The 25,483-nt window shown below is 36.5% G+C and carries 31 protein-coding genes; 27 read left to right on the top strand and 4 right to left on the bottom strand.

Annotated features, from left to right (window positions below):
* Complete coding sequence (gene mciZ, locus U9M49_RS07680) at nucleotides 1-171, bottom strand: Z-ring formation inhibitor MciZ (protein ID WP_307312985.1); 171 nt, start codon at nucleotides 169-171, stop codon at nucleotides 1-3.
* A gap of 76 nt (nucleotides 172-247) precedes the next feature.
* Here mciZ and U9M49_RS07675 point away from each other — a divergent pair, with 76 nt between their 5' ends.
* The 3 genes from U9M49_RS07675 to U9M49_RS07665 all read left to right on the top strand — a co-directional run bounded on the left by U9M49_RS07675 (nucleotide 248) and on the right by U9M49_RS07665 (nucleotide 3,105).
* On the top strand, nucleotides 248-802 hold the full coding sequence (locus tag U9M49_RS07675; protein WP_095372684.1) for an NUDIX hydrolase: 555 nt from the start codon (nucleotides 248-250) through the stop codon (nucleotides 800-802).
* Nucleotides 799-1,971 carry an endonuclease Q family protein gene (locus tag U9M49_RS07670; RefSeq protein WP_095372685.1) on the top strand — a complete coding sequence of 391 codons (1,173 nt, stop codon included), beginning with the start codon at nucleotides 799-801 and terminating at the stop codon, nucleotides 1,969-1,971. The genes U9M49_RS07675 and U9M49_RS07670 overlap by 4 nt, the downstream gene beginning before the upstream one ends.
* Before the next feature lie 225 nt (nucleotides 1,972-2,196).
* Nucleotides 2,197-3,105, top strand: a complete 909-nt coding sequence (locus U9M49_RS07665) for an EamA family transporter (RefSeq protein WP_307312989.1) — start codon at nucleotides 2,197-2,199, stop codon at nucleotides 3,103-3,105.
* 93 nt (nucleotides 3,106-3,198) lie between these two features.
* On the opposite strand, the gene U9M49_RS07660 is transcribed toward U9M49_RS07665, so the two are convergent.
* Complete coding sequence (locus U9M49_RS07660) at nucleotides 3,199-3,768, bottom strand: GNAT family N-acetyltransferase (RefSeq protein WP_322909569.1); 570 nt, start codon at nucleotides 3,766-3,768, stop codon at nucleotides 3,199-3,201.
* Between the two features lie 217 nt (nucleotides 3,769-3,985).
* On the opposite strand from U9M49_RS07660, the gene spoIIM reads away from it, so the two are divergent.
* The 17 genes from spoIIM to U9M49_RS07575 all read left to right on the top strand — a co-directional run bounded on the left by spoIIM (nucleotide 3,986) and on the right by U9M49_RS07575 (nucleotide 18,950).
* A complete protein-coding gene (gene spoIIM, locus U9M49_RS07655; RefSeq protein WP_095372688.1) occupies nucleotides 3,986-4,627 on the top strand; it encodes a stage II sporulation protein M in 642 nt (213 codons plus the stop codon).
* Between the two features lie 251 nt (nucleotides 4,628-4,878).
* Entirely contained in the window at nucleotides 4,879-5,343 is a 465-nt protein-coding gene (locus U9M49_RS07650) for a Fur family transcriptional regulator (protein WP_224936064.1), read from the top strand.
* 195 nt (nucleotides 5,344-5,538) lie between these two features.
* Complete coding sequence (locus U9M49_RS07645) at nucleotides 5,539-5,766, top strand: YqzK family protein (RefSeq protein WP_095372690.1); 228 nt, start codon at nucleotides 5,539-5,541, stop codon at nucleotides 5,764-5,766.
* 7 nt (nucleotides 5,767-5,773) lie between these two features.
* Complete coding sequence (xerD, locus tag U9M49_RS07640; protein ID WP_095372691.1) at nucleotides 5,774-6,667, top strand: site-specific tyrosine recombinase XerD; 894 nt, start codon at nucleotides 5,774-5,776, stop codon at nucleotides 6,665-6,667.
* Nucleotides 6,668-6,916: 249 nt separating this feature from the next.
* Entirely contained in the window at nucleotides 6,917-8,113 is a 1,197-nt protein-coding gene (deoB, locus tag U9M49_RS07635) for a phosphopentomutase (protein WP_322909568.1), read from the top strand.
* On the top strand, nucleotides 8,113-8,931 hold the full coding sequence (locus tag U9M49_RS07630) for a purine-nucleoside phosphorylase (protein WP_095372693.1): 819 nt from the start codon (nucleotides 8,113-8,115) through the stop codon (nucleotides 8,929-8,931). The genes deoB and U9M49_RS07630 overlap by 1 nt, the downstream gene beginning before the upstream one ends.
* 22 nt (nucleotides 8,932-8,953) lie before the next feature.
* Complete coding sequence (locus tag U9M49_RS07625; RefSeq protein ID WP_095372694.1) at nucleotides 8,954-10,258, top strand: pyrimidine-nucleoside phosphorylase; 1,305 nt, start codon at nucleotides 8,954-8,956, stop codon at nucleotides 10,256-10,258.
* A 270-nt stretch (nucleotides 10,259-10,528) separates the two neighbouring features.
* A complete protein-coding gene (locus U9M49_RS07620) occupies nucleotides 10,529-11,707 on the top strand; it encodes a D-alanyl-D-alanine carboxypeptidase family protein (RefSeq protein ID WP_095372695.1) in 1,179 nt (392 codons plus the stop codon).
* A 177-nt stretch (nucleotides 11,708-11,884) separates the two neighbouring features.
* The gene (gene spoIIAA, locus U9M49_RS07615; RefSeq protein WP_095372696.1) at nucleotides 11,885-12,235 is read left to right on the top strand and encodes an anti-sigma F factor antagonist; all 351 of its coding nucleotides are present in this window, start codon (nucleotides 11,885-11,887) and stop codon (nucleotides 12,233-12,235) included.
* Nucleotides 12,236-12,676 (top strand): anti-sigma F factor, encoded by a 441-nt coding sequence (gene spoIIAB / locus U9M49_RS07610; RefSeq protein WP_095372697.1) that lies wholly within the window; start codon nucleotides 12,236-12,238, stop codon nucleotides 12,674-12,676.
* Nucleotides 12,677-12,687: 11 nt separating this feature from the next.
* Nucleotides 12,688-13,443 carry an RNA polymerase sporulation sigma factor SigF gene (gene sigF / locus U9M49_RS07605; protein WP_095372698.1) on the top strand — a complete coding sequence of 252 codons (756 nt, stop codon included), beginning with the start codon at nucleotides 12,688-12,690 and terminating at the stop codon, nucleotides 13,441-13,443.
* 167 nt (nucleotides 13,444-13,610) lie between these two features.
* Nucleotides 13,611-14,231, top strand: coding sequence for a stage V sporulation protein AA (locus U9M49_RS07600; RefSeq protein ID WP_095372699.1), 621 nt, complete (start codon nucleotides 13,611-13,613; stop codon nucleotides 14,229-14,231).
* Nucleotides 14,221-14,643 (top strand): stage V sporulation protein AB, encoded by a 423-nt coding sequence (locus U9M49_RS07595; RefSeq protein WP_095372700.1) that lies wholly within the window; start codon nucleotides 14,221-14,223, stop codon nucleotides 14,641-14,643. Before U9M49_RS07600 ends, U9M49_RS07595 begins: the two co-directional genes overlap by 11 nt.
* A 28-nt stretch (nucleotides 14,644-14,671) precedes the next feature.
* Entirely contained in the window at nucleotides 14,672-15,238 is a 567-nt protein-coding gene (locus tag U9M49_RS07590; RefSeq protein WP_307313000.1) for a stage V sporulation protein AE, read from the top strand.
* The gene (locus tag U9M49_RS07585) at nucleotides 15,235-16,716 is read left to right on the top strand and encodes a spore germination protein (protein WP_095372702.1); all 1,482 of its coding nucleotides are present in this window, start codon (nucleotides 15,235-15,237) and stop codon (nucleotides 16,714-16,716) included. The genes U9M49_RS07590 and U9M49_RS07585 overlap by 4 nt, the downstream gene beginning before the upstream one ends.
* A gap of 182 nt (nucleotides 16,717-16,898) precedes the next feature.
* Complete coding sequence (gene lysA, locus U9M49_RS07580) at nucleotides 16,899-18,218, top strand: diaminopimelate decarboxylase (protein WP_307313001.1); 1,320 nt, start codon at nucleotides 16,899-16,901, stop codon at nucleotides 18,216-18,218.
* Between the two features lie 369 nt (nucleotides 18,219-18,587).
* Entirely contained in the window at nucleotides 18,588-18,950 is a 363-nt protein-coding gene (locus U9M49_RS07575) for a GNAT family N-acetyltransferase (protein WP_095372704.1), read from the top strand.
* Between the two features lie 13 nt (nucleotides 18,951-18,963).
* Here U9M49_RS07575 and U9M49_RS07570 read toward each other — a convergent pair whose 3' ends face one another.
* Together U9M49_RS07570 and U9M49_RS07565 are read right to left on the bottom strand one after the other, a co-directional pair.
* Nucleotides 18,964-19,476, bottom strand: a complete 513-nt coding sequence (locus U9M49_RS07570; protein ID WP_095372705.1) for a DUF309 domain-containing protein — start codon at nucleotides 19,474-19,476, stop codon at nucleotides 18,964-18,966.
* A 111-nt stretch (nucleotides 19,477-19,587) separates the two neighbouring features.
* On the bottom strand, nucleotides 19,588-19,722 hold the full coding sequence (locus U9M49_RS07565) for a YjcZ family sporulation protein (RefSeq protein WP_095372706.1): 135 nt from the start codon (nucleotides 19,720-19,722) through the stop codon (nucleotides 19,588-19,590).
* Between the two features lie 216 nt (nucleotides 19,723-19,938).
* On the opposite strand from U9M49_RS07565, the gene U9M49_RS07560 reads away from it, so the two are divergent.
* From U9M49_RS07560 to U9M49_RS07530, 7 genes are all read left to right on the top strand, one after another.
* The gene (locus U9M49_RS07560) at nucleotides 19,939-20,691 is read left to right on the top strand and encodes a segregation/condensation protein A (protein WP_095372707.1); all 753 of its coding nucleotides are present in this window, start codon (nucleotides 19,939-19,941) and stop codon (nucleotides 20,689-20,691) included.
* Complete coding sequence (scpB, locus tag U9M49_RS07555; protein WP_095372708.1) at nucleotides 20,692-21,273, top strand: SMC-Scp complex subunit ScpB; 582 nt, start codon at nucleotides 20,692-20,694, stop codon at nucleotides 21,271-21,273.
* 223 nt (nucleotides 21,274-21,496) lie between these two features.
* Entirely contained in the window at nucleotides 21,497-21,853 is a 357-nt protein-coding gene (locus tag U9M49_RS07550; RefSeq protein WP_095372709.1) for a hypothetical protein, read from the top strand.
* Between the two features lie 72 nt (nucleotides 21,854-21,925).
* The gene (locus tag U9M49_RS07545) at nucleotides 21,926-22,414 is read left to right on the top strand and encodes a YpuI family protein (protein WP_095372710.1); all 489 of its coding nucleotides are present in this window, start codon (nucleotides 21,926-21,928) and stop codon (nucleotides 22,412-22,414) included.
* Nucleotides 22,415-22,585: 171 nt separating this feature from the next.
* Complete coding sequence (locus U9M49_RS07540) at nucleotides 22,586-23,467, top strand: superoxide dismutase (protein WP_095373652.1); 882 nt, start codon at nucleotides 22,586-22,588, stop codon at nucleotides 23,465-23,467.
* Between the two features lie 292 nt (nucleotides 23,468-23,759).
* Nucleotides 23,760-24,902: a D-alanyl-D-alanine carboxypeptidase family protein gene (locus U9M49_RS07535; RefSeq protein WP_322909567.1), complete on the top strand. Its 1,143-nt coding sequence runs from the start codon at nucleotides 23,760-23,762 to the stop codon at nucleotides 24,900-24,902.
* Nucleotides 24,895-25,482, top strand: coding sequence for a nucleoside recognition domain-containing protein (locus U9M49_RS07530; RefSeq protein WP_095372712.1), 588 nt, complete (start codon nucleotides 24,895-24,897; stop codon nucleotides 25,480-25,482). Before U9M49_RS07535 ends, U9M49_RS07530 begins: the two co-directional genes overlap by 8 nt.
* Nucleotide 25,483: the final 1 nt, after the last annotated feature.

Genomic DNA, 25,483 nt, shown 5'->3' with positions numbered 1-25,483 from the left:
TTATGAGTCACGTTCGCTATTCTTGGGCTCCTTGTAATAATCATCATTTGTTGTTCCATCTATCCATTCTCTAACATAAGTAAATGACTTCTGATAAACCTTTAGTTTTTCTTTAATTTCCCATGCCTTACCAACAAAGGTAATACCCTTTTCATGAACGTAAATTTTCATCAAGAGCTCTCCTAAACATAAGTATGTTAAAATGTATGAGCAGAATAATCGGATAGAACAGGAGTGACGAGAGAAAATGAGTCGCCTAGAAGAAAAAACGTTAAAAACGGAAAAAATCTTTGACGGTAGGATTATTCGACTCCAAGTAGAGGAAGTTGAACTACCGAACGGACAATTGTCGAAAAGAGAAGTAGTCAAGCACCCAGGTGCAGTAGCAATATTAGCACTAACAGATGAAGGAAAAATGGTTATGGTTGAACAATACCGTAAAGCACTTGAGAAGACGATAATTGAAATACCAGCAGGTAAATTAGAAGGAAACGAAGATCCCCTACAATGTGCAAAAAGAGAATTAGAAGAAGAAACAGGGTATGGGTGTGATGAGATAGAGTGGCTTATTTCTTTTTATACCTCTCCTGGTTTTGCTGATGAAATTGTTCATTTGTATATGGCAAAAGGTTTACATGTGATAGAAAATTCGGCCAATCTTGATGAAGATGAATTTGTTAATCTGAAAGAAGTCACTGTTCAAGAAGCTGTCCAATTAATAGGAGAGCAAAAAATCTATGATGCGAAAACCGCTTATGCAGTTCAATATATGCAACTAAAAGAAGCATTGCAGGAAAAATGAAATCTTATTATGCAGATTTGCATATTCATATTGGGAGAACCGCTACTGGAAAGCCGGTTAAAATCACAGGTTCAAAAAACTTGACTTTTACAAACATTATTCATCATGCAAAAAATCAAAAAGGGTTAGACATCATTGGGATTATCGATTGTCATTCTCCAGAAGTGATAACTGAAATAGAGGCTTTACTTCAGGAGGGTGAGTTACAAGAACATGAGGATGGCGGATTATTATTTGATGATATGATGATTATTCTTGGTTCAGAGCTCGAGATTTATGATCAATATTGTCATGGGCCCATCCATGTTCTATCGTTTTTCCCAACACTTAGCCACATGAAAGATTTTTCAAACTGGTTGTCAGTTTTAATGAAGAATATTCAACTGAGTTCACAGCGTGTTTATATAGAAGGACGTATGCTTCAACAAAAGGTAAAGGAATTAGAAGGTTTGTTTATTCCTGCCCATGTGTTTACACCTTTTAAAAGCTTATATGGAAAGGGCGTAAAGCATTCACTTAAGGAAGTATTTGACCCTCATTCGATTGATGCAATTGAATTAGGATTGAGCGCTAATACAGAAATGGCCGACAGGATAGCTGAGTTACATGACTATCCATTTATAACAAACTCTGATGCGCATTCATTAGCGAAAATTGCAAGAGAATACCAAAAAATCTCCCTCCAAGAATTAAGTTTTAAGGAGTTAACTATGGCACTGCAACAAATGGATGGAAGAGCAGTTGAAGCTAATTATGGATTAGATCCGCTTCTGGGTAAATATCATGAGACGGTCTGTGTTCAATGTGGTGTGGCCCAGCCACAAGGGACAGTACTATGCAGTAACTGTGCTAGTAAGAAAATCATTAAAGGGGTAAAAAATCGTATTCAAGAGTTAGCAAATGTAACTTCAATGGCTCAAGGGAGGAAACGACCACCCTATATCCATCAAATCCCTTTAGAGTTTATTCCCGGAATCGGGGTAAAGACATTAGAAAAGCTACTTCTTCATTATGGCACAGAAATGGCCATCATCCATGATGTTCCTCTTGCCTCATTGCAACAAGTCATACCTGAACAAGCAGCGCTTCTGATTGAGCAGGCGAGATCAGGGAGCTTACAATTTGACGTAGGTGGCGGAGGAAGATATGGTAGAATTCGCATTGATTAAATACTAGACTTGACAGACTACCCATGTCGGGGATAAGATACAGTGGTATAAATAATTGAATGCCAAAACCGGTACGGATTTGTGGACTTTTTAAGAGTAGACACTCTTTTTTCGCCACACATTGATGCAAGTAGCATCGATGTGTGGCTTTTTGTATTTTAAAAAAATGCTCTTATCTTTATTAAAACGATATTTGTCAACCGGTAGATTGAGGAGGAAATACGGATGAAACAATCAATGTATCCTTTAGCAGTCCTTATCGGAGGTGCTTGCTTTGGTGTATTATCAACCTTTGTCAAGCTTGCCTACGGTGAGGGGTTCGAACTTGCTGAAGTTTCTGGAAGCCAATTTTTAGCTGGGACGTTACTGATTTGGCTTATATTCTTGTTTACAAAAAAACAGAAGATAAGCTTCAAGCGTTTTAGCTTTCTCGTATTATGTGGTGTGCCAACTGGTTTAACGGGAATATTTTATTATCAATCCTTACAGTCTTTAAATGCGTCGTTAGCCATCATTTTCTTATTTCAGTTTGTTTGGATTGGTACGGCTATTGAGTTTATTGTTGATAGAAAAAAACCAGGAATGAAAAAATTACGTGCGATTTTGCTGTTACTTATTGGCTCTTTCTTGGCAACAGGTATTTTGTCACAAGGATTTAATGACTTTTCTCTAGTTGGTGCAGGATGGGGTATGCTTGCGGCATTATCCTTCTCCATCTTCGCCTATATTAGTAGCACGGTAGGGAAAGAAGTACCGCCGATCCAAAGAAGCGCTGTCTTTGCCATTGGTGGATTACTCATTACTTTTGTCATCTTCCCGCCAGTTTTCTTAGCTGATGCAGCAACTGTAACGGCACTTATGCCGTACGGATTGTTTTTAGGTCTTTTTGGTGTCACTTTACCACCATTGTTATTTGCAATCGGAATGCCTCATGTGGGTGCTGGGTTAGGTACAATATTGACATCGTCAGAATTACCAGTTGCTTTACTAATGTCTGTACTGGTTTTACAGGAAGAACTTGTCCCGCTTCAGTGGTTAGGGGTTTGTATTATCATTTTAGGGATTATTTATGGTAATGTGGCTCATAAAACAAAAAAGGACCACGACCTCATTCAGTCGTCAAAGGCGAGTTAATTAATCGGGGATATGTTTATTTTTTTCTTGAGATGGTGGGGGCTTTGTTTAAGATTTTGACAAGGCCCTCACCTTTTTGTATGAGGATATCAATTAGTCATCAACTTTTACTTTTGCATACACACATGTACTTCTTAGGGATATGTTATCGGTTGCTAAGCTATCGTTACGCAATATGCCCTCTAATGGGAAACCGAGACCTTCCGCTATTCGCCGACTATCTATATTTTTTTCATCACAGCGGATTTCAACTCTATTCGCTTTGAAATGCTCAAAACAGAAAGCTGTCAAAGCTTCTGCAGCTTCTGTTATATAGCCATTCTTAATTTGGCGGCTATCACACCAATAACCAATTTCAAATTTTTTAATATCCCAATTTATCCGGTGAAGGCCGATTGAGCCAACAAAAAGATGATTCTCCTTCAGATAGATATGTAGACGGAAATCGCTTCGGTTAATAAATTCGGCAAAAGATGCGCGTATTCCAGCTTCTACTTCTTCAACAGTCTCTTCTTTTACAGCAAAAGGCAACCACTTTTTTAGAGAATCTCGCGACACTGCAATGGCTTCATGCACTATCTTGCCGTCACCAGGCAAACATGGTCTAAAATACAAACGTGTTGTTTCTATTTTCTCTGGAAAATCTACTAAGATGGGATTCATTCTTTATTCTCCTTTTTAATTTAATAGCGCCTATCGCCGGTCTATCATACCCTTTTACATATAGTAAATGTAACTTTCTTAAAGTGTAAATAAATAACATCTTATTGACAATAAAAATTTTAATAGATTAGTTATATTATTTCGTATCTTTCTGTCATGATCTCAGCAAGTCTAGCATACATTCTAGTAAGTGAAATCATTTTCAGGAGGAAGAGCAATGATAAAAAAAATGTACCAGAACGTCGTAGCAAATCATTTCCGTGAGCATTCCTCAATCTACTTGTTTGTTATTATATTGTTTTTGATGGGTGTCATATTTGGAGCGGTGGTCGTAAACAGTTTAAGTTTGACGCAAAAAGAGGATTTATTTCAATACTTGACTCAGTTTTTTGGTCATGTTTCAAATGAAGAAATGGCGACACCGGCTAACATATTTGAACAAAGCTTACTTCATAATGGTAAATATATAGGCGTGATATGGCTATTGGGGATATCTATTATTGGATTACCGCTTATTTTAGTTTTATTATTTATGAAAGGGATGGTCGTTGGATTTACTGTCGGTTTTTTAGTAAGTCAATTAAAGTGGCATGGGTTTTTACTATCTTTTGTGTCCATTTTGCCACAAAATATGATTATCATTCCAATTTTTATTATTACATCTACTTTTGCGATTTCATTTTCAATGAAGATGATTCGTCGGTTGTTTATGAAGAAAGTAAATAATCCATTTATGCCGTTGCTAGGTAAATACTTAATTTCTTTCCTTATTGCCATTATTATATTAGCTGGTGCATCAGCTATTGAGGCATATATTTCACCGGTGTTAATGAAGTCAGTCATTGATTCAGTCCTCTAAACTCATCGATTGCTTATATAAGATTTGAATGCTATAATTCTTTTATCATATGAGTTTAGTAATAATGACTACTTGGATAAATTATCATGTACAGAGCCTACGTTAGGTTCTGTACTTTTATGTTGTTTTAGCTATTATAACAATTCTAATATAAGAGTTATTATAAAGGTCTCTTTATAATGATTTTAGTTTGATTCTATACATCTATCTGTTATAATGAGAATGTTAGTGGTGAGGGAGGGACTTTCGGTATGGAAAGCAGAATTGACAGAATCAAAAAACAGTTGCATTCATCCAGTTATAAGCTAACACCACAACGTGAAGCCACGGTTCGCGTTTTGTTAGAACATGAAGAGGACCATTTGAGTGCGGAAGATGTATACCTCCTTGTTAAAGAAAAGTCGCCAGAAATCGGTTTAGCAACTGTTTATCGAACACTTGAATTACTAACTGAATTAAAAATTGTTGATAAAATTAATTTTGGTGATGGCGTTTCCCGATATGACTTACGTCAAGAAGGTGCTGCTCACTTCCATCATCATCTTGTATGCATAGAATGCGGTGCAGTAGATGAAATTCAAGAAGATCTACTAGAAGATGTGGAAGAAGTTGTTGAGAAGCGTTGGCATTTCAAAATAAAAGACCATCGTCTTACTTTTCATGGCATCTGCTATCGATGTCAAGATAAAAAAAATGATGAAGAGCCAGAAGCATAAGGTAAAACCCTTTTCTAATTTCATTGGAAAGGGTTTTCTTATTTTTCTCTAATTCTGCCTCAAGCTGCGAACGAAATTAAGGTTTTTGTTCGATAGAAGCTCACAGAACTTAAATGATTCCTCGTTGGAAACAGGTATAAATCTTGTCCAAAATGGCATACCCTCTAATAAGACGTTTTATTTGGGGGAGAAATGATGAGTGCATGGATCAAACTAGTCTATCAAACCATTAAGGTTTTTGTTCTTTTTACAGGAAGCACAATTCTTTTTTATTATGGTATTATGTGGTTAAATGAAGAGTATCAGGATTATCATCGTTATGATGAACCGAGTGGGGCAGCCGTGAAGGTAGCAGCAAGTGCGAATGCAACGGACTCTTCTTGGTTGGATCGGTTGATTCTGTTTTATTTAAATGGGGAGTAATGATTTTATGAATGATCATCTGCAGGATTTTATCCACTATTTAATGATTGAAAAAGGGCTAGCCAGAAATACGATAATGTCATATGAAAGAGACTTAAGAAGTTATATATTGTTTATTGAGAAGAAGATGATGAAGCAATCGATGAATGAGATTGAACGTGTTCATATTGTTCAGTTTCTAGCTCAGCTTAAGGATGATGGTAAGTCTGCTAAAACAATTGCAAGGCATATAGCGTCTATTCGTTCCTTTCACCAATTTGCACTTCGTGAAAAAATAGCAGATCACGATCCTTCTATTCATATTGAAACACCGCAAGCTGAAAAATCTTTGCCAAAGGTTTTAAATATGAAGGAAGTTGAGAGATTGCTAGACCTCCCGAACAATGGCAGCCGCTTTTATTTAAGGGACAAAGCCATGCTAGAAGTACTCTATGCAACAGGAATCCGCGTCAGTGAATTAATCCATTTAACAATAAATGATGTTCATCTAACCATGGGTTTTTTAAGATGTATTGGTAAGGGAAATAAGGAAAGAATCATTCCATTAGGAAAAACAGCACAAGCAGCTATTCAAGATTATTTAGATAAGGGTAGACAACAGTTGTTATCACCAAAACACCCGACAGAATACTTATTTTTAAATCATCACGGTAAAGGGTTATCACGGCAAGGGTTTTGGAAAAACTTAAAAAAAACAGCACAAGTAGCTGGTATTCAAAAAGAGTTAACGCCTCATACTTTAAGGCATTCATTTGCCACCCATTTACTTGAAAATGGAGCAGATTTAAGAGCTGTACAAGAAATGCTTGGCCATGCAGATATTTCTACGACACAAATATATACACATGTGTCAAAAACGAGATTAAAAGATGTATATAAACAATTCCATCCGAGGGCTTAACAGGAAATATGTAGAAAAACAGTGAAAAGTGATATAAAAGACTGTTTTTCTTTTTTTATTTTCAGTACAATATAGATGTCAGACTTCTGACGAAAGAAATCTTTCTTAAAGGTGAAGTATATTCATGACATTCCTCTTTGTTAGGTTCTAGACGTTTTACACTATCCTTCGCTGTTGATGAAAGCCTTTTTGGGGTATGATAAGTAAGGATTTCTGTAGTAAAGAAATAGTTAGAAAGGAGTGTTAATTGTGAACACATTTACATATAAACGTATTTTCCTTATTGTAATGGACTCTGTTGGAATAGGAGAAGCACCTGATGCGAAAAATTTCGGTGATGAAGGTTCTCATACGTTAGGCCATATTGCCGAGAAAATGGGCGGTTTGCATATGCCACATATGGAACGTCTCGGATTAAGTAATATCAATGGAATAAAAGGGATAGCAAAAGTCGCACAACCTGAGGCTTATTATACAAAGCTTCAAGAAGCTTCTGTTGGGAAAGATACCATGACAGGACATTGGGAAATAATGGGCCTTCATATTCAAAAACCCTTTCAAGTATTTCCTAATGGATTTCCAGAGGAGTTAATTCAAGAACTAGAAGAAAAGACAGGTCGAAAAGTGATTGGTAATAAACCTGCGAGTGGAACAGTGATTTTAGACGAATTAGGGGAAGAGCATATGGAGACAGGTTCTCTTATTGTTTATACGTCGGCTGATTCGGTGCTACAAATCGCCGCCCATGAGGAAATCATACCAATTGAAGAACAGTATCGTATTTGTGAAATTGCTAGAGAATTGACTTTAAATGAAAAATACATGGTAGGTAGAGTCATTGCTAGACCATTTGTTGGTAAAGCTGGGGCATTTATAAGAACAGCGAATAGACATGATTATGCATTAAAGCCATTTGGCAGAACAGTAATGAATGAGTTAAAAGATGCCAATCTAGATGTCATAGCCATCGGAAAAATTAATGATATATATGATGGAGAAGGCGTAACAGAAGCAATTAGAACCACTTCAAATATGGATGGCATGGACAAGATGGTAGCTATAGCAAAAAAAGACTTTACAGGCATGAGCTTTTTGAATTTAGTAGACTTCGATGCCCTTTATGGACATAGAAGAGATCCACTTGGATACGGTCAAGCATTAGAAGAATACGATGCTCGTTTACCTGAACTGTTCGAGCAGTTAAATGAAAATGATCTTCTGATTATTACAGCGGATCATGGTAATGACCCAATCCATCATGGTACAGACCATACGAGAGAATATGTGCCATTACTTGTTTATTCTAAGCGCTTATCTCATGGAGAAGAACTGCCTCAAGGCAAGACATTTGCTAACATTGGCGCGACTATTGCAGAGAATTTCCAAGTAAAGAAGCCATTGATTGGAGAGAGCTTTCTTAAAAATGTCAAGGGAGTAGGGAAATAATGACTAGTTTACATGAGGTAAAAGCAGCGAAAGAATTAATTCAATCTAGAATAGACCAAACACCAACAGTAGGACTTATATTAGGTTCTGGACTTGGGGTTCTTGCTGAAGAGATAACAAATGCGATAAAAATACCTTATAGAGATATACCGGGTTTCCCGCAATCAACAGTAGCAGGTCATGCAGGTCAACTCGTTATTGGCCGATTAAACGGTGTAGCGGTTGTTGCGATGCAAGGAAGATTTCATTATTACGAAGGCTATACTATGCAGCAAGTTACGTTTCCGATCCGTGTAATGAAGGAGTTGGGAGTACAGAAATTAATCGTAACCAACGCTGCTGGAGGCGTTAATGAAACTTTCTCACCAGGTGATTTAATGATCATCACAGACCATATTAACAATATGGGGGTAAACCCACTTATAGGTCCTAATGACGACCATTTTGGTGTGCGTTTTCAAGATTTGTCATCAGCGTACAATAAAGAAATGATACAAGTCGCAAAAGAGGTCGCAGAACACCAACAATTAAACATACAAACTGGTGTATACGTAGCTAATACAGGGCCAGTTTATGAAACACCTGCAGAAGTAAAAATGCTTAGAATTTGTGGTGGAGATGCAGTTGGTATGTCAACTGTTCCGGAAGTTATTGTTGCGAATCATGCTGGTATGAATGTACTTGGAATCTCTTGTATTTCTAATATGGCTGCAGGTATTTTAGACCAACCATTAAATCATGAAGAAGTGATAGAAACAACGGAGAAAGTAAAACAACAATTTTTAAGCTTTGTCAAAGGAATCGTGACAAAAATTTAAATTTAGTGGGGGGAACGATACGATGAGAATGGTGGACATCATTGAGAAAAAAAGGGATGGTCATTGCTTAACGACAGAGGAAATTAACTATTTTATTCAAGGCTACACAAATGAAACAATCCCTGATTATCAAGCAAGTGCACTTGCTATGGCGATTTATTTTCAAGGAATGGATGAAAGAGAAACAGCTGATTTAACAACGGCAATGGTTAAATCAGGCGATGAAATTAATCTTTCAAACATTGATGGAATCAAAGTCGATAAGCATTCTACTGGGGGTGTAGGAGATACAACCACGCTCGTATTAGGGCCGCTAGTAGCTGCTGTAGGTGTACCAGTTGCAAAGATGAGCGGAAGAGGTCTGGGCCATACGGGTGGGACCATTGATAAATTAGAGGCTATAGATGGATTTCATGTAGAGATTGATAATGATGAATTTATGAATTTAGTCAATCGTAATAAATTAGCAGTCATAGGTCAAAGTGGAAACTTGACACCAGCTGATAAGAAGCTTTATGCGTTAAGAGATGTGACCGCTTCTGTTAATAGCATCCCATTAATTGCATCAAGTATCATGAGTAAAAAAATTGCTGCGGGTGCAGATGCAATTGTTTTAGACGTGAAAACGGGTTCAGGTGCATTTATGAAAACGATTGAAGAAGCAATTGCTTTAGCAAAAACAATGGTGAAAATCGGGAATCATGTTGGTAGACAGACAATGGCTGTCATCTCAGATATGAGCCAACCCCTTGGCCTAGCAATCGGTAATGCTTTAGAAGTAGAAGAAGCGATAAATACTTTAAAAGGAGAAGGCCCGGAAGATTTGACTGATTTATGTTTAACTCTTGGAAGTCAAATGGTCGTATTAGCGAAAAAGGCCGATACGTTAGAAAGTGCGCGCACGCTATTACAAGAAGCAATCAGTAGTGGTAAAGCGTTAGAGACTTTTAAAACATTTATCCAATCTCAAGGAGGAGATGTTGCAGTCGTTGATGACCCATCTCTACTTCCACAGGCAAAATATCAAATAAAGGTAGAAGCTGCACAAAGTGGATATATTTCTGAAATTGCTGCAGAAAAACTTGGTACTGCTGCAATGATGCTTGGTGCGGGTAGAGCAACAAAAGATTCTATTATAGATCTCGCAGCAGGCCTCCTTCTTCATAAAAAAGTTGGCGATTCTGTCCAAAAAGGAGAAGCGTTGTTAACGATTCATAGCAATATGGAAGATGTGGAAGAAGTAAAAGATATCCTTATTAATCATATTAAAATAGTGTCAGAAGAAGTAACAGCACCAACATTGATACATCAAGTCATCACAGAATAAAAATACTAGAAAAAGCTTAAAGGAAATAAAACCTTTAAGCTTTTTTAGTACAATTTAACTGAAAGATGCTCATTCTTAAAATATTTCCTTCGAATAATTCCCACATCAAAGCATAGAAGGTCTCATTTCATACCTCTCACCTTCCCGATCTTTTTTCAAAGTAAAACACGGAATTTCTCATTTATAAAATGTAGTTTATGGTATTTTCTTTGGTATAAATTATCAACAAATGGTAATCATGGAAACTATAAAGAATGGAGGGTTTGTGCGATGAAGCGAATAGTTAGTGTATTTTTTATATGTATTCTCATGGTTTCTACCATAGCACCACAAGTATTTGCACGTGAAAGTGAAAAAATGACTGAAGAAGAAGTTGTGAAAAATGTAAAGTCAGCTATTTTAATTGAGCGAGATACAGGCAAAGTTCTGTATGAAAAAAATAGTGATGTTCAATTACCACCCGCAAGTATGACGAAGATTATGACGATGCTTTTAATTATGGAAGCAATCGATGAAGGCAAACTTAAATGGGATGAAAAGATTAAGACAAGTGAATATGCTGCTTCTATGGGTGGTTCACAAATTTTTCTTGAGCCTGGAGAAGAAATGACAACAAAAGAAATGTTACAAGGAATTGCAATCGGTTCTGGAAATGACGCTTCTGTTGCTGTAGCAGAAAGATTAGCGGGTACGGTAGATGACTTTGTCAATATGATGAATGCAAAAGCAAAAGAGCTAGGTTTAAAGGACACTGTATTCAAAAATCCTACAGGCCTCCCGGTAACGGATCATTTTAGTACGGCTCATGATATGGCGATGATGGCAAAGGAATTACTGAAGTATGAAGATATTACAAACTTTACCGGTACTTACGAGGCTTATTTGCGTGAAGACACCGATAAAAAGTTCTGGTTAGTAAATACGAATAAATTAGTGCGTTTTTATCCAGGGGTAGATGGTCTTAAGACTGGATTTACTCAAGAAGCAAAGTATTGTTTAACGGCGACAGCTGAGAAAAACGGCATGCGTGTCATTGCGGTTGTTTTCGGTGCACCTAGCTCAAAAGAGAGAAATGCAGAAGTGACGAAAATGCTAGACTATGCTTTTAATAAATATGAAACTCATGCCATGTATAAAAGGAATCAAGCGGTGGCAAAAGTGAAAGTGTCAAAAGGTGAAAAGAAACAAGTAGAAGCATTAACAAGCGAACCCATTTCAATATTAGCTAAAAAAGGTGAAGATATTAAAAACGTGAAACAAACGGTTGTACTCGATGAAAATATGAAGGCTCCTGTTAAAAAAGGTGATGAAGTCGGCAAGATTATTTTTGAAAAAGACGGAAAAACAATGGTTGAAAGTCCTTTAGTCGCAAGTCAAGATAGTAAAAAAGCCAACGTATGGACATTGTTTAAGCGTTCAATGGGAATGTTTACGAAAGTCTCAGAGTAATATGTCGAATCGAGTGAAGACAAGTCCTGTTTTAGCGAATAAACACTAGTTTTGTCTTCATGAAGGAAAAACAGTTCATAGTATAGAATTGGACTCACTAAAGGCAGGTTGATATTCTATTGGTGTCAATCCTGTCTAATCCATAGAGACAACTGATTACAAAGGAGGCTATGGTTAGTGAGTCTAGCAATTAATTTAGAAATAAAAAACAACGTATTATGTATTCGTTTAAGCGGGGAGCTTGATCATCACTCTGCGGATGAATTAAGAGCAAAAGCAACAAAAACGATTGAGGAACACGATATCCACCATATTATTCTTAATCTGGAACAATTAACATTCATGGATAGTTCTGGACTTGGAGTAATTCTTGGCAGATATAAACAAGTGAAACAAAAAAATGGCGAAATGGTTGTATGTGCAATTTCTCCATCTGTAAAAAGACTTTTTGATATGTCTGGTTTATTTAAAATTATTCGCTTAGAACCTACTGAAGCGTTTGCCCTGCAACGATTGGGGGTGGCGTAAGTGAAAAATGTTATGCAAATGCAGTTTACTGCTCTCAGTCAAAATGAATCATTTGCTCGAGTGACAGTGGCAGCTTTTATTGCTCAGCTTGATCCAACAATGGATGAATTAACAGAAATTAAGACCGTTGTCTCAGAAGCTGTAACGAACGCTATTATTCACGGCTATGATATGAGCCCAGATGGCATTGTACACATTTCAGTAACCATTGAGGAAGGAATAGTCGAACTGTCCATTAAAGACGAAGGTCTCGGTATTATGGATATAGAAGAGGCAAGACAGCCTCTTTATACAACAAAGCCAGAGCTAGAGAGATCAGGCATGGGCTTTACGATTATGGAAAATTTTATGGACGAAATTAGTATTGTATCACACCCAGGTGAAGGCACAGAGGTTCGTTTAAAGAAGCATTTATCAAATAGTAAAATGCTATGTAATTAAGGAGTCTTGCTATGGATGTGGAGGTTAAAACAGGAAAGACGCAATATTTAAAAGATCATGAAGTTAAAGAGCTCATTGGTAAAAGTCAAAATGGTGATCAAGCGTCTAGAGATTTGATTGTCCAAAAGAATATGCGCTTAGTATGGTCAGTTGTCCAGCGCTTCCTCAATCGAGGATACGAACCAGATGACTTATTTCAAATTGGCTGTATTGGATTGTTGAAATCGGTTGATAAATTTGATTTGAGTTATGATGTGAAATTTTCTACTTACGCTGTTCCTATGATTATTGGTGAGATCCAACGTTTTATAAGAGACGATGGAACAGTTAAAGTCAGTCGTTCACTTAAAGAACTCGGAAATAAAATTCGAAAAGCAAAAGATGAATTATCGAAATCATTAGGTAGGGTACCAACCGTATCAGAGATTTCAGAATTCCTTGATATCCCAACAGAGGATATTATTATGGCCCAAGATGCTAGTCGACTTCCCTCGTCAATTCATGAAACCGTGTATGAAAATGATGGTGACCCTATTACATTACTTGACCAAATAGATGATGGGGATGAGGGGAGATGGTTTGATAAAATCGCATTAAAAGAAGCGATAAATGAATTAGATGAAAGAGAGAGACTGATTGTTTATTTGCGCTATTACAAAGACCAAACACAATCAGAAGTAGCAGTCAGGCTTGGCATTTCACAAGTACAAGTCTCGAGGCTTGAGAAGAAAATATTGAAGCAAATGAAAGAGCATATGGACTTATAGTCCATATGCTCTTTCATTTGCTTCTTTTAAGCGAAGAAAGTCGACGTTTATGTATTTACTAATAACCAAGAAAGTAATATCAGTGTGAGGAAATTATTGGATTTCATGAAGTGAAATACCTTTACTCATACTATATGCAAGGAAATCTTTGTGTGGGAAGTGAAAGGATGGAACGTATCGTTTATTTACGCTTGCGACATCGATTGCAGGTTAAACCGCACGAAACTATTGTTTTATCGGATGTTGCGCAGTTGATTGCAGATGACGAAGTTTATGATAAATTAGCTAATCTCCTGTTATACCGTGTGTCTAAGGAAGATAAAAATATTATCATTATTGATGTTATGCAGGTAATTAAGCATATTACAAAATGTTTTCCGAGTTTGGAAATCCAAACGGTTGGGCCGACACAGATTATTGTTGAAGTTGCCGTGAAAAGAAGAAAAGTCTCACTTCCATTGTTTATGCTAATATGGTTTTTATTATTTTTTGGTGCTGCTCTCACCATCATGAATTTTCATGAAGACGTTAGTATGCAAGAAGTTCAACAAAAGATTTATACATTGATTACAGGGGAAGTAGATAGTCGGCCATTGATTTTTCAAATCCCATACTCAATTGGATTAGGCTTAGGAATGATTCTCTTCTTCAATCATGTATTTAAAAAGCGTTTAAATGAAGAGCCTAGTCCTTTAGAGGTAGAGATGTTTAATTATCAAATGGATTTGGATAACTATGTTTCCCTACACGAAAACAAAGAGAGTATGAAGAATATTGATGAGCGGTAAAATTATCTTTGCCATCTTTATAGGCTTAGCGAGTGGTATTGCTGTAGGTGGTGGAGTAGTTGCATTCTTATCTGTCTTAGGAATTATTCCAAGGCTTACACAACTAACAAAAACAATGAAGATGATCCATGCTTATGAATGGGCAGCGGTGTGCGGGGTGATTGCTGGAGCTGTAGCTTCCATGTGGGAGCCAGTACTACAAGCACCGCCCTTTATACTTATTCCGATTGGCCTGTTATGTGGAATCTTTGTAGGAATGCTTGCAGCTGCACTTACGGAAGTTCTAAATGTCTTCCCGATATTAGCTAAACGCATTGGTGTAGAAGGGAAAATTGTCTATTTATTAATGGCTTTTGTTTTTGGGAAAATTATCGGATCTTTATTTCAATGGATATATTATGTCAATCTGTAGGTTTGCTCACTTAGAAAGGGAAATGGCGATGAAAGAACGGAGAAAAGTCATATTGATTACAGATGGAGATGAGTTTGCAAAGCGAACAATAGAGCTCATTGCTCATGATATTGGTGGTAGTTGTATTTCTGCTTCTCAAGGAAATCCAACTATACTGTCTGGTGAAGAGATGGTGCATTTAATTAAAAAAGCTCATTCAGATCCTGTTTATATCATGTTTGATGATAGTGGTTATATCGGAGAAGGTCCAGGAGAGAAAGCGATGACTTTCGTTGCCAATCACCCTGATATTGAAGTCATTGGTGCAATAGCTGTAGCATCAAGGACTCACCACGAGGAATGGACAAAGGTAGATGTAAGCATTGATCGCTTTGGTGAATTGACAGAATATGGTGTTGATAAATCTGGGATAGCAGATATGGATGAAGGCAGAATAGTAGGTGATACAGTTTATTGTCTTGAGATGTTAAATATCCCTTTTATCGTCGGTATTGGTGATATTGGTAAAATGGCAAGAATTGATTCAATAGAAGCCGGTTCACCCATTACGAAACAAGCTGTTGAACTTATACTGGAAAGGAGCGGTATGTTATGAGCGAAAAAGAAAAAATAAGAAAGAGACCATTACCCACATCCGTCAAGGAAGTTGAAGCGTACATGCAGGACCATGTAGGTCTTGGAACAAGTTTTGACCTTGGAGTGAGAAAGCTTAAAGTATTAAAAAAGGATGTTCATTTATACTTTATTAATGGTTTAACAGAGACACAATTTATCATTGAAATTGTTGAAGAGCTTGTAGGGATTAATGATAAAGAAAAATTATCGACCCATCTCTTTGATATTGTAGAGAACCGTATCGTTCATCAAGCAGTTGATCGCATTAAGACAATTGATGAGCTCGTTGACCAAGTATTATCAGGGCTTATTGTTATTGTGATGGAAGGTGAAGGTACCGCTTTAGTAATAGACGTAAGAAGTTATCCAGGACGAACACCACAAGAGCCTGATACGGAGAAGGTAATTAGAGGTTCTCGTGATGGTTACGTAGAAAATATAATTGTCAATACAGCTCTAACAAGAAGAAGAATTCGTGATGAACGTTTAAGGTTTGAAATGCTCCATGTTGGTGTAAGGTCAAAAACTGATATTTCCTTAGGCTATATTGAAGGGTTAGCTGATCCCAACCTAGTAGAAGTGTTACGTAAAGAAATTAATGAAATTGATATCGATGGTCTACCCATGGCTGATAAAACGGTAGAAGAATTCATCCTTCATCAAAGTTATAATCCATTTCCACTTGTAAGGTACACTGAAAGAGCGGATGTAGCGGCCACTCACTTGATGGAAGGTCATGTCGTGGTTTTTGTGGATACATCGCCCAGTGTAATCATCGCCCCAACGACTTTATTTCATCATTTGCAGCATGTAGAGGAATATAGGCAAGCCCCAGCTGTCGGTACTTTTGTTAGATTTATGAGGTTTATCGGACTTGCTGCTTCTTTATTTTTTCTACCATTGTGGTTTTTATTTGTCTTAGAACCGTCTTTGCTTCCGGATGCCATTGATTATATCGGGCCGAATGAACAATCAAATATACCTATTCTTATTCAATTATTATTAGCGGATTTAGGGATAGAGTTTTTAAGATTAGCTGCTATCCATACACCGACCCCATTATCAACGGCAATGGGACTAATAGCTGCAATACTAATAGGAGAAATTGCAATCACTGTTGGATTGTTTGTACCTGAAGTTATTCTCTATGTTTCTGTTGCGGCAATTGGAACTTTTGCCACTCCGAGCTATGAATTAAGTGTGGCAAATAAACTTATTCGTATGCTCTTGTTAATATTAGTTGCAATTTTTCATACACCAGGTTTAGTTGTCGGAATTACGTTATTTATTCTTTTTCTTGTATCCATGCGTTCATTTAGAACACCATATTTATGGCCATTCATTCCATTTTGCCCTGGCGCTATCGTTCATATTATTTTTAGAAGAGCCGTCCCAGGGTCAAAAATCCGACCAAGTATTACCCATTCTCGCAATCGTTTTAAGCAGCCACCAAAATAATTGGGTAAATGGCGATTGCAGGCATATGGGAATTATGGTAAAGTATGTTCAACTGAATAAAGGGTTAAAGGATAACAGAATAGACAGTTTCTTAAGGATTCTGTCTATTTCTTCATTTTAGTCCGATAAAAATAAGCATCAATTCTTTGATTAGAGAAGTAATGGACGAAAGAGGGGAAAGCATGTTTTTTCACGGTACATCAAAGGTAAATGACAAAGGACACTTAGAAATTGGCGGTGTTGATACAGTAAAATTAGCTAGTAAATATGGCACGCCTGTTTATATTTATGATGTAGAGTTAATAAGAAGAAGAGCACGTGGATTTAAGAAAATGTTTCAGGAAAATAATATAAAGGCACAAGTAGCCTATGCAAGTAAGGCTTTCTCTTCTGTAGCGATGATTCAGTTAGTGGAAGAAGAAGGATTGTCTTTAGATGTTGTTTCTGGAGGAGAACTATACACTGCCATTAGGGCGGATTTTCCAGTTGAACGTATTCATTTTCATGGGAATAATAAAAGCCGTGAAGAATTAGAAATGGCGCTTTCCTATAATATTGGTTGTATCGTCATAGATAATTTCCATGAAATGAACTTATTAGAAGAAGTAGCTATATCAATGAATAAGCGCGTCGATGTGTTACTAAGGATTACTCCAGGAATAGAAGCGCATACACATGATTATATTTTAACTGGGCAAGAAGATTCTAAATTTGGTTTCGATTTACAAAATGGACAGGCAGAGGAAGCATTAAAAATCGCCCTTAATTCCCAACACATCCATTTACTTGGGTTCCATTGTCATATTGGTTCACAAATCTTTGAACCAACTGGATTTATCCTTGCCACACAAAAAATCTTTGCCAAATTGAAAACGTGGAGCCAAAAATATGATTATGAATCTGAAGTTCTTAATTTAGGTGGAGGATTTGGGATTAGATATACAGAGGAAGATGAACCACTCGCCCCAGAAACGTATGTAGAGGAAATTATCAAGGAAGTAAAAAAACAAACAAGCCATCACGGGATGACTTTACCTGAAATATGGATTGAACCTGGAAGATCACTTGTCGGTGATGCTGGCACAACCATCTACCAAATTGGCTCATCAAAAGATGTTCCGAATGTAAGAAAATACTTGGCTATTGATGGAGGAATGAGTGATAATATCCGTCCTGCTCTCTATCAGGCACAATATGAAGCTGTTCTTGCTAATCGTGTCCTAGATGATATAGAGGAAAAAGTCTCTATCGCAGGTAAATGTTGTGAATCCGGAGATATGCTTATTTGGGATTTGCCACTTCCGAAGGCTGGAAACAACGATTTGTTAGCTGTTTTTTGTACAGGTGCATATGGTTATTCAATGGCAAATAATTATAATCGTATCCCTCGTCCACCTGTTGTGTTTGTGGAAGATGGAGAAGATCGATTGGTCATTAAAAGAGAATCATTTGAAGATATGGCACGGCTAGATTTACCTTTAAAAAACAAGGTTAATCAGTAATTAACATGAACCAAGAAACTTAGGTGGGTTTCAGAATCTTCATAAGGGACTCACCTATTATTCTACTTATTTGGAGAACTCCTTCTTTTAACATATTGGAATGTAGAAACCTTTCATGTACAATAAAGATGAATGTATATCAAAAGGGGAGCTACTGAAGAAAGTATGGATAAAAAAAGTAATATTATGTTATTTGTCTTTATTTTAGGTATAGCTTTTATATGGGGGCTTATTTATTGGTTATTTATTGCCCCGCAATCATAACTAGTTCCATTTCAATCTATAGATACATATGATAAAATAGTTTATGTTAGTTGTGAAATGGAAATAATAGCAAATAAACGGTTTTACTAATAATGAGGGGTTATCATGTTAATACGCTATAAAAAGTCTTTTGAGAAGATTGCTATGGGACTTTTATCTTTTATGCCAAAAGAAAAAGTATTAAAGCAGTTGTTACAGACGATTAAAGAGTATGAAAGTGAAGAAAATCTGCAATTGTTTTTGTGGAAAGAAGACGAAGATATTATTGGGCTAGTTGGTGTATGCTTATCTGATCATCATATTGAAGTTCGTCATATATCAGTCAACCCTTCTCATCGTCAGCAAGGAGTCGGTAAGTCGATGATAAAAGCATTAAATGACACTTATCCACATAAAGAACTAACAGCGGACAATGTTACAGAAGCCTTTTTACAGAAATGTGAAGAGATAAATAAAGGCAGCGAATAATTTTCGCTGCCTTTTAGCGATGTCTTTGGAGGGCTTTCTCTCTTTCTGCGATGACATTTGACCGATCTCTTTTCATATGTCGATGAACAATTTCTTCGTTTTCAAGATTGCTTTCCTGTCCCCATCGGAATCCTTTAGAATTACATGTCTTTTTGACCTCATCTAATAAGGAAACATCGTTTATAGGGAAGTAATAGCTTTTATAAGGAAAGGCCTTATCAATTTCTTCTTGCATTGTGTGTATATCATTTAACAGTTGTTGATGGTCAATACCAAGTTGTTTTACTTCTTTTGGATATGACGAAAGAATAAATGCTGCTTTTTGCAAAGTTTTTTTAGCACCATGAAAATTCCCTCTACGATGATGATAATTAGACACGGCGACTTGAATCAAGCCAACCCAGATGGATTGCTTGTTTCGATTGTCTACTTCTTTCCAATATTCCTCTAAAATTTCGTGGCATTCAAAATAATCACGATCGCCGTGATAATGAGCTAAATAGTCAATAAAAGCTTGGGGATGCAAAGTTACACTCCTCCTTCAAACATACAGTTGATTAATTTCATGGTATCATATAATAATGATGGAAAAAAGAAATGCCTGGCAAATTACAATGCCAGGCAATGTCTATTTACATTAAAATAACCAAGAAGCGCCTACGATAATAAGTAGGATGAAGAGAACAACGATTAAAGCAAAGCCTGCACCGAAACCGCCACCATAGCACTCTTCTTCTCTATGATGATTGTCACCATAATTTTCTCTGGACATATTTATACCTCCATTAGTACCTAATTGTCATTACCTTCTCATTGTATGTGAGTAGTTTGTCTCATGTTTGGGCTTAGGATAAAATAAAAAGTAAGTTTCTAAAAGTTGAAAAAAGAGTCCCTTGTTAAAGGAAAGAATTATGTTGGATTCGCTACGTTGAATCATCTATACTGTATAGAGTAAAGAAATAATTTTATAGAAATTTTGGTGGAACATATGGAGCATTATAATGTAAAGATTAACGCCTTCGAAGGGCCGCTCGATTTATTACTGCATTTAATTAATCGCCTCGAGATTGATATATATGATATTCCAGTAGCAGAAATTACTGAACAGTATTTAATCTATATACATACTATGCAAGAATTAGAGCTGGATATAGCAAGTGAGTATTTGGTTATGGCTGCCACGTTACTCGCTATCAAGAGTCAAATGCTACTCCCAAAGCACGAAGAAGATAACTATGACGAAGATATTGATATGGAAATGGAAGAAGATCCACGAGATGAACTCGTTGAAAGATTAATAGAGTATCGCCGTTTTAAAGAAGCAGCCGAGGACTTAAAGGAACTTGAACAAGAAAGAAGCTTATTATACACAAAAGCACCGAGTGACCTTTCTGACATGGCAAAAGAAGTGAAAATGGAACAGACCCAAGTCGACGTATCGCTTTACGATATGTTAGGTGCGCTGCAAAAGTTATTAAGAAGAAAAAAATGGAAAGAACCACTTGCAACGAAAGTAGCCAGGCAGGAAATTCCGATTGAAAAAAGAATAGACGAAGTTATACGTACACTTAGAAAAAGTAATGGCCGTAAAAACTTTAATGATTTATTTACTGCACATTCTAGAGAAGAAGTTGTTGTAACCTTTCTAGCTGTTCTAGAGTTAATGAAAAGACAGGCTGTGCTCGTTACACAAGATAATAACTTTGCAGAATTGTATGTAGAAGTAGCGGAGGGAAAGTAAGTGAGTAAGAAAGAAAATTGGAAAGCCATTTTAGAAGGGCTTTTATTTGCAGCAGGAGATGAAGGACTTAATTTGAAATCGATTGCTTCGGTATTTGAAGTGAGTGATCAAGAGGCAAGTGAAAGAATGAATCAATTAATGACTGAGTTAGCAAATAACCAAGGACGGGGATTACAAATCATTGAAATTGGTGGGTCGTATCAATTAACGACTAAAAAGGAATTAGCTGACTATTTAAAGAAACTCGTGGAAGCTCCTTCCTCCCATTCTTTATCGCAAGCTTCTTTAGAGACATTAGCAATTATTGCTTACAAGCAGCCCATTACAAGAATTGAAATCGAGGAAATTCGTGGAGTGAAGACAGAAAGACCATTACAAACACTTGTGGCAAAAGCATTAATCAAAGAAGTAGGAAGAGCTGAAGGTAATGGTCGTGCATATTTGTATGGCACGACAAAGGGTTTCTTAGATACATTTGGATTAAAAAGTTTAAAAGAGCTGCCAAAGCTACCTGATCAAGGAGACGAAGAGTTTGAGCAAACAGAAGCAGATTTGTTCTTTGATACATTAAATAATGTATAAGTGAAATAATTCTGAACAATCAACAGCTCATTTATGTTAATATAAAAACATTAAGGGTGATTTACTTGTTTAGCATAATTAAACACCAAAGGCATATATACATAATGTCAGATGGTACAAAAGAAAATTATTTCCCTTAATAAATTTATATCATCAGCAAACTTCATTATTATCAATCACGATGCTTATCAAAAAGTAGATTGAATCTGAAGGAGGGTTCTGATTGTTCATTCTGCAATCGAAAGGATGGTCGCTTGAAAAAACTCTTCCTAATTCCTTCGAAGATTTTTTTAATAAAAGTGAAGTCATTTATGAGGAAGATGGAGAGGAAAGAAAATTCACATTAACTTATTTGCAGTACTTTGAAGAAAAGCTTGATCAATTGACATCATATGAACAGTCAGTAAGTGATAGAACTTTTAAGGATATTGCAGCGCTAGCTTCTCTTCTCAATCATCCGGAATTGAAGCTGAGAAAACGGTTATTTATAAGTGATGAGACCGCTTTTATACGGTTATTTGAGGGATTTGATTTTAAGCAAATATCTAACATAATAGAAACAATGATGCAGAATAAATGAAGAGCTGATATAAACAAATTGGCTGAAGAACGAAATGGATAAAAGAGTAGCTAAATATACGGGAGGAAAATGATGGGAAATTCTATAGTTGAATCACAAATGGAAGATGTGCAACAATTCCTTAGTAATACGGTAAGCACTTTTGAGAACTTCTTAAATGAAACAACCTTGTCGGTACTTAAAGAGGAAGGACAGGGTGATGAGCGATATTATAAAAGCATTTTATCGAATTTGAGAAAGCTTCTAGTGTTTTGCGAGGAAGGTCATGAAGCATGTCGCATCATACTCATGAGTGATCAATTTCAGCGGGGAGCAGCTGAGCAAACATTGTATAAACTTTACCATCATTGTATTGAAGAGTTTTTCTCACCTAAAAATGATGCGTGGTATGAGAATAGTCGTTCAGCGTATACAGGAAAGAATTCAATTCGTTTTCATCACGAAGTACCCGTTCGCCTTGAGAACTTATTTAGAGGATTAGAAAGCGATTTCCAAAAGATAAGAGAAGAACTAGAATACTACGAAACAGATTATCGTACAAAAATGATGCAATCCAAATAAATAATGAAATACTTTAGAATGAGCTAAGGTACGGACAAATTTGTTCGTGCTTTTTTGTGTCTATAGCGTTCAAAATGATAAGCATCATGTAGAATGGCTAAAAAACGATATTATTTATCATTACTATACATATGATGTAGTGAAGAGGAGGGATTTAGCTTGAATCATCGTATGAATGAATACTTAAAGAATGTGTTTCAATGGAATGAAGATATGAGGGCTTTTTTGGAGAGTGAAAATATTGAAGAGAGCAATGAGCTATGGGATAAACTTGATCATATGACAGCCATTATGGAGACAATTGATCATAGTATGGGAGACAAGGAAATAGAAGAAATTCACGAAAAAGTAGAAGAACTTCACGGTGAGATGGAACAGTATTTCAATCACCGATTATCACTTGGACAAATTTATGTTAATGAAGTAAGTGTTCAAGCTGGAAAGCATGAACTTCCACCTTTACCTTATGGATATAATGCTTTAGAACCGTATATCTCAGAAGAAATCATGAGATTACATCATGATAAGCATCACAAAAGTTATGTGGATGGACTGAATAAAGCAGAAAAAGAATTAGAAAAGGCGAGAAATTCGGGCGATTTTTCTCTAGTTAAACATTGGTCAAGAGAATTGGCTTTTAATGGATCAGGCCATTATTTGCATACGATATTTTGGGGAAATATGAGTCCGCAAGGTGGTGGAGAACCTACGGGGGAATTGAAAAAAGAAATAGTCAAATACTTTGGTAGCTTTGAAGCTTTTAAAAAACATTTTACAGAAGCGGCAAAGCAAGTAGAAGGTTCAGGTTGGACCATTCTTGTTTGGTCTCCGAGAGCTAGACATTTAGAAGTATTACAATCTGAAAAACATCAAAACTTAACACAATGGGACACGATCCCGTTACTTGTGTTAGATGTTTGGGAGCATGCCTATTATTTACAATATAAAAATGACAAAGGTGCTTATATTGACAGTTGGTGGAATATTGTAAACTGGGACAATGTTTCAAGAAGGTTTCAAAAAGCACATGAAATGAAATGGCAGCCTTTTTAAGAAAATAGCACAAGAAAACAGGCAGTTGCTTATGTTTTTTACACCCCGCAAGAGTATTGAGCTTTCATCTCTTGCGGAACCTCAATCATAGTCAGTCAACAAAGTCCAAGTGATCCAACAGTTTACAATACCCGTATCCTTACCCCAATTTGAATGAATAGTTCAACTCCTTTCGATGAAGGTTGATAAAATACAGCCTACTAATTTATGAACCGATCGCCATGAATCTGTCATAACAAAACTTGTCCTGCATAGAATTGTACAAACCATAAAATGAGACGGGGTTTGTGCGATGAAGAAATGGAAAAACCTAATCACTATTCTCATAATGTCCACCTTATTGCTTAGTTTAAGTCCACAACTAGTAGAGGCGAAGCCCTCTGTTAGTGCTAGAAATGCAGTATTAATCGAACAGGAATCAGGTAGAATTATTTATGATAAGGCAGCCAATGATCGAAACCGGATTGCTAGTATAACAAAAATTATGACAGCAATATTGGCGATTGAATCAAATAAGCTAGAAGAAGATGTGAAAGTAACTGATACGATTTTAAAAGCAGAAGGCTCATCCATTTATTTGAAACCGGGGGAAGAAATCAAACTAGAAGATTTGGTTTATGGCTTAATGCTTCGCTCGGGTAATGATGCGGCAGTTGCGATTGCAGAGTATGTAGGCGGAAGCTTAGATGGCTTTGTGTATTTAATGAATCAGAAGGCTGAAGAAATAGGCATGACAAATACGCATTTTGAAAATCCACATGGGCTTGACGATCATGAAAATCACTATTCAACTGCCTATGATATGGCGTTACTTACTCGCTATGCAATGAAAAATGAGATGTATCAAAAAATAGCAGGGACAAAATCTTATCGATCTGAAAACAGAGATTACAGCTGGAATAATAAAAATCGTTTATTGACCCAGCTTTATAAATATACAACTGGTGGAAAGACTGGTTATACAAAAAGAGCAAAAAGGACTTTAGTAACAACAGCGACAAAAAACAATCTTGATCTAATTGCTGTTACGTTAAATGGACCGGATGATTGGAATGATCATATTGCTATGTATGAGGGTGCATTTGATCAATATGAACAAGTTGAAGTATTGAGTGAAGGGAGAATTAAGGGGGTAGAATATGCTTTCTACAAAGATAAGGTATCACTGCACTCCTCCTTTTCATACCCGGTAACAGAAAAAGAGAAAGAATCTTTTCGGATTAAATATAATTTTATTGAACCGAAAGAGAGTTGGAGAAAAGGTGAAAAATCACCTGAAATAGTAGGAAAAGCCGTTGTTTACTTAAATGATGAAGCAATTAAAACTTTGCCTATTCACTATAATCAGGCTGGAGTTAAAAAAGAAAAAGGAAAATTTTTTGATTACTTCAAACATCTGTTTATAAGGATATTAGGAGTACAACAACATGATTAATGTTATATGGGCAGGGTTAGCGATCATTGGTATCGTTTTTGCCATGATTAATGGAACTATAAGTGATGTAAATGAAGCGATATTTAAAGGGGCAAAAGAAGCAGTCACATTATGTATTGGTTTAATCAGCATATTAGTCTTTTGGCTAGGAATGATGAAAATAGCCGAACATGCAGGTCTATTAGACAAGCTGGCTAAACTATTTAAACCATTTATATCAAGACTTTTTCCGGATGTACCGAAAGATCATCCGGCAATGGGCTATATATTATCGAATATGATGGCCAATTTGTTCGGCTTAGGGAATGCTGCTACACCTCTAGGGATTAAAGCAATGGAACAATTAAAAGCATTAAATGGTGAAAGTACAGAAGCAAGTCGTTCTATGATCACATTTCTTGCCATCAATACATCAAGTATTACATTAATTCCAACAACAATTATCGCCATCCGCATGAATTACGGGTCAGCTAGTCCAACTGACATCGTTGGTCCTACCCTTATAGCGACAATTTGTTCGACCATTTCCGCTATTTTGATTGATAGATACTTTTATTACAGGAGATCACGAAAAGGATGAG

The organism is Cytobacillus sp. OWB-43, from assembly GCF_034651445.1.
Classification (GTDB): domain Bacteria; phylum Bacillota; class Bacilli; order Bacillales; family Cytobacillaceae; genus Cytobacillus; species Cytobacillus kochii.
The sequence above is the reverse complement of the archived record's forward strand: the minus strand, read 5'-3'. Positions and strand labels throughout refer to the sequence as shown.

Excerpts from the sequence above, each read along its gene's own strand:
- U9M49_RS07645 (WP_095372690.1), top strand. The coding sequence starts at position 5,539 with ATGAGTGCATGGATCAAACTAGTCTATCAAACCATTAAGGTTTTTGTT.
- U9M49_RS07585 (WP_095372702.1), top strand. The coding sequence starts at position 15,235 with ATGAGCGAAAAAGAAAAAATAAGAAAGAGACCATTACCCACATCCGTC.
- U9M49_RS07670 (WP_095372685.1), top strand. The coding sequence starts at position 799 with ATGAAATCTTATTATGCAGATTTGCATATTCATATTGGGAGAACCGCT.
- U9M49_RS07600 (WP_095372699.1), top strand. The coding sequence starts at position 13,611 with ATGGAACGTATCGTTTATTTACGCTTGCGACATCGATTGCAGGTTAAA.
- U9M49_RS07545 (WP_095372710.1), top strand. The coding sequence starts at position 21,926 with ATGGGAAATTCTATAGTTGAATCACAAATGGAAGATGTGCAACAATTC.
- U9M49_RS07535 (WP_322909567.1), top strand. The coding sequence starts at position 23,760 with ATGAAGAAATGGAAAAACCTAATCACTATTCTCATAATGTCCACCTTA.
- U9M49_RS07660 (WP_322909569.1), bottom strand. The coding sequence starts at position 3,768 with ATGAATCCCATCTTAGTAGATTTTCCAGAGAAAATAGAAACAACACGT.
- U9M49_RS07575 (WP_095372704.1), top strand. The coding sequence starts at position 18,588 with ATGTTAATACGCTATAAAAAGTCTTTTGAGAAGATTGCTATGGGACTT.
- xerD (WP_095372691.1), top strand. The coding sequence starts at position 5,774 with ATGAATGATCATCTGCAGGATTTTATCCACTATTTAATGATTGAAAAA.
- mciZ (WP_307312985.1), bottom strand. The coding sequence starts at position 171 with ATGAAAATTTACGTTCATGAAAAGGGTATTACCTTTGTTGGTAAGGCA.
- sigF (WP_095372698.1), top strand. The coding sequence starts at position 12,688 with ATGGATGTGGAGGTTAAAACAGGAAAGACGCAATATTTAAAAGATCAT.
- U9M49_RS07530 (WP_095372712.1), top strand. The coding sequence starts at position 24,895 with ATGATTAATGTTATATGGGCAGGGTTAGCGATCATTGGTATCGTTTTT.
- U9M49_RS07620 (WP_095372695.1), top strand. The coding sequence starts at position 10,529 with ATGAAGCGAATAGTTAGTGTATTTTTTATATGTATTCTCATGGTTTCT.
- U9M49_RS07625 (WP_095372694.1), top strand. The coding sequence starts at position 8,954 with ATGAGAATGGTGGACATCATTGAGAAAAAAAGGGATGGTCATTGCTTA.
- U9M49_RS07650 (WP_224936064.1), top strand. The coding sequence starts at position 4,879 with ATGGAAAGCAGAATTGACAGAATCAAAAAACAGTTGCATTCATCCAGT.
- spoIIM (WP_095372688.1), top strand. The coding sequence starts at position 3,986 with ATGATAAAAAAAATGTACCAGAACGTCGTAGCAAATCATTTCCGTGAG.
- U9M49_RS07565 (WP_095372706.1), bottom strand. The coding sequence starts at position 19,722 with ATGTCCAGAGAAAATTATGGTGACAATCATCATAGAGAAGAAGAGTGC.
- U9M49_RS07675 (WP_095372684.1), top strand. The coding sequence starts at position 248 with ATGAGTCGCCTAGAAGAAAAAACGTTAAAAACGGAAAAAATCTTTGAC.
- U9M49_RS07665 (WP_307312989.1), top strand. The coding sequence starts at position 2,197 with ATGAAACAATCAATGTATCCTTTAGCAGTCCTTATCGGAGGTGCTTGC.
- lysA (WP_307313001.1), top strand. The coding sequence starts at position 16,899 with ATGTTTTTTCACGGTACATCAAAGGTAAATGACAAAGGACACTTAGAA.
- U9M49_RS07630 (WP_095372693.1), top strand. The coding sequence starts at position 8,113 with ATGACTAGTTTACATGAGGTAAAAGCAGCGAAAGAATTAATTCAATCT.
- U9M49_RS07540 (WP_095373652.1), top strand. The coding sequence starts at position 22,586 with ATGAATGAATACTTAAAGAATGTGTTTCAATGGAATGAAGATATGAGG.
- U9M49_RS07595 (WP_095372700.1), top strand. The coding sequence starts at position 14,221 with ATGAGCGGTAAAATTATCTTTGCCATCTTTATAGGCTTAGCGAGTGGT.
- U9M49_RS07560 (WP_095372707.1), top strand. The coding sequence starts at position 19,939 with ATGGAGCATTATAATGTAAAGATTAACGCCTTCGAAGGGCCGCTCGAT.
- U9M49_RS07590 (WP_307313000.1), top strand. The coding sequence starts at position 14,672 with ATGAAAGAACGGAGAAAAGTCATATTGATTACAGATGGAGATGAGTTT.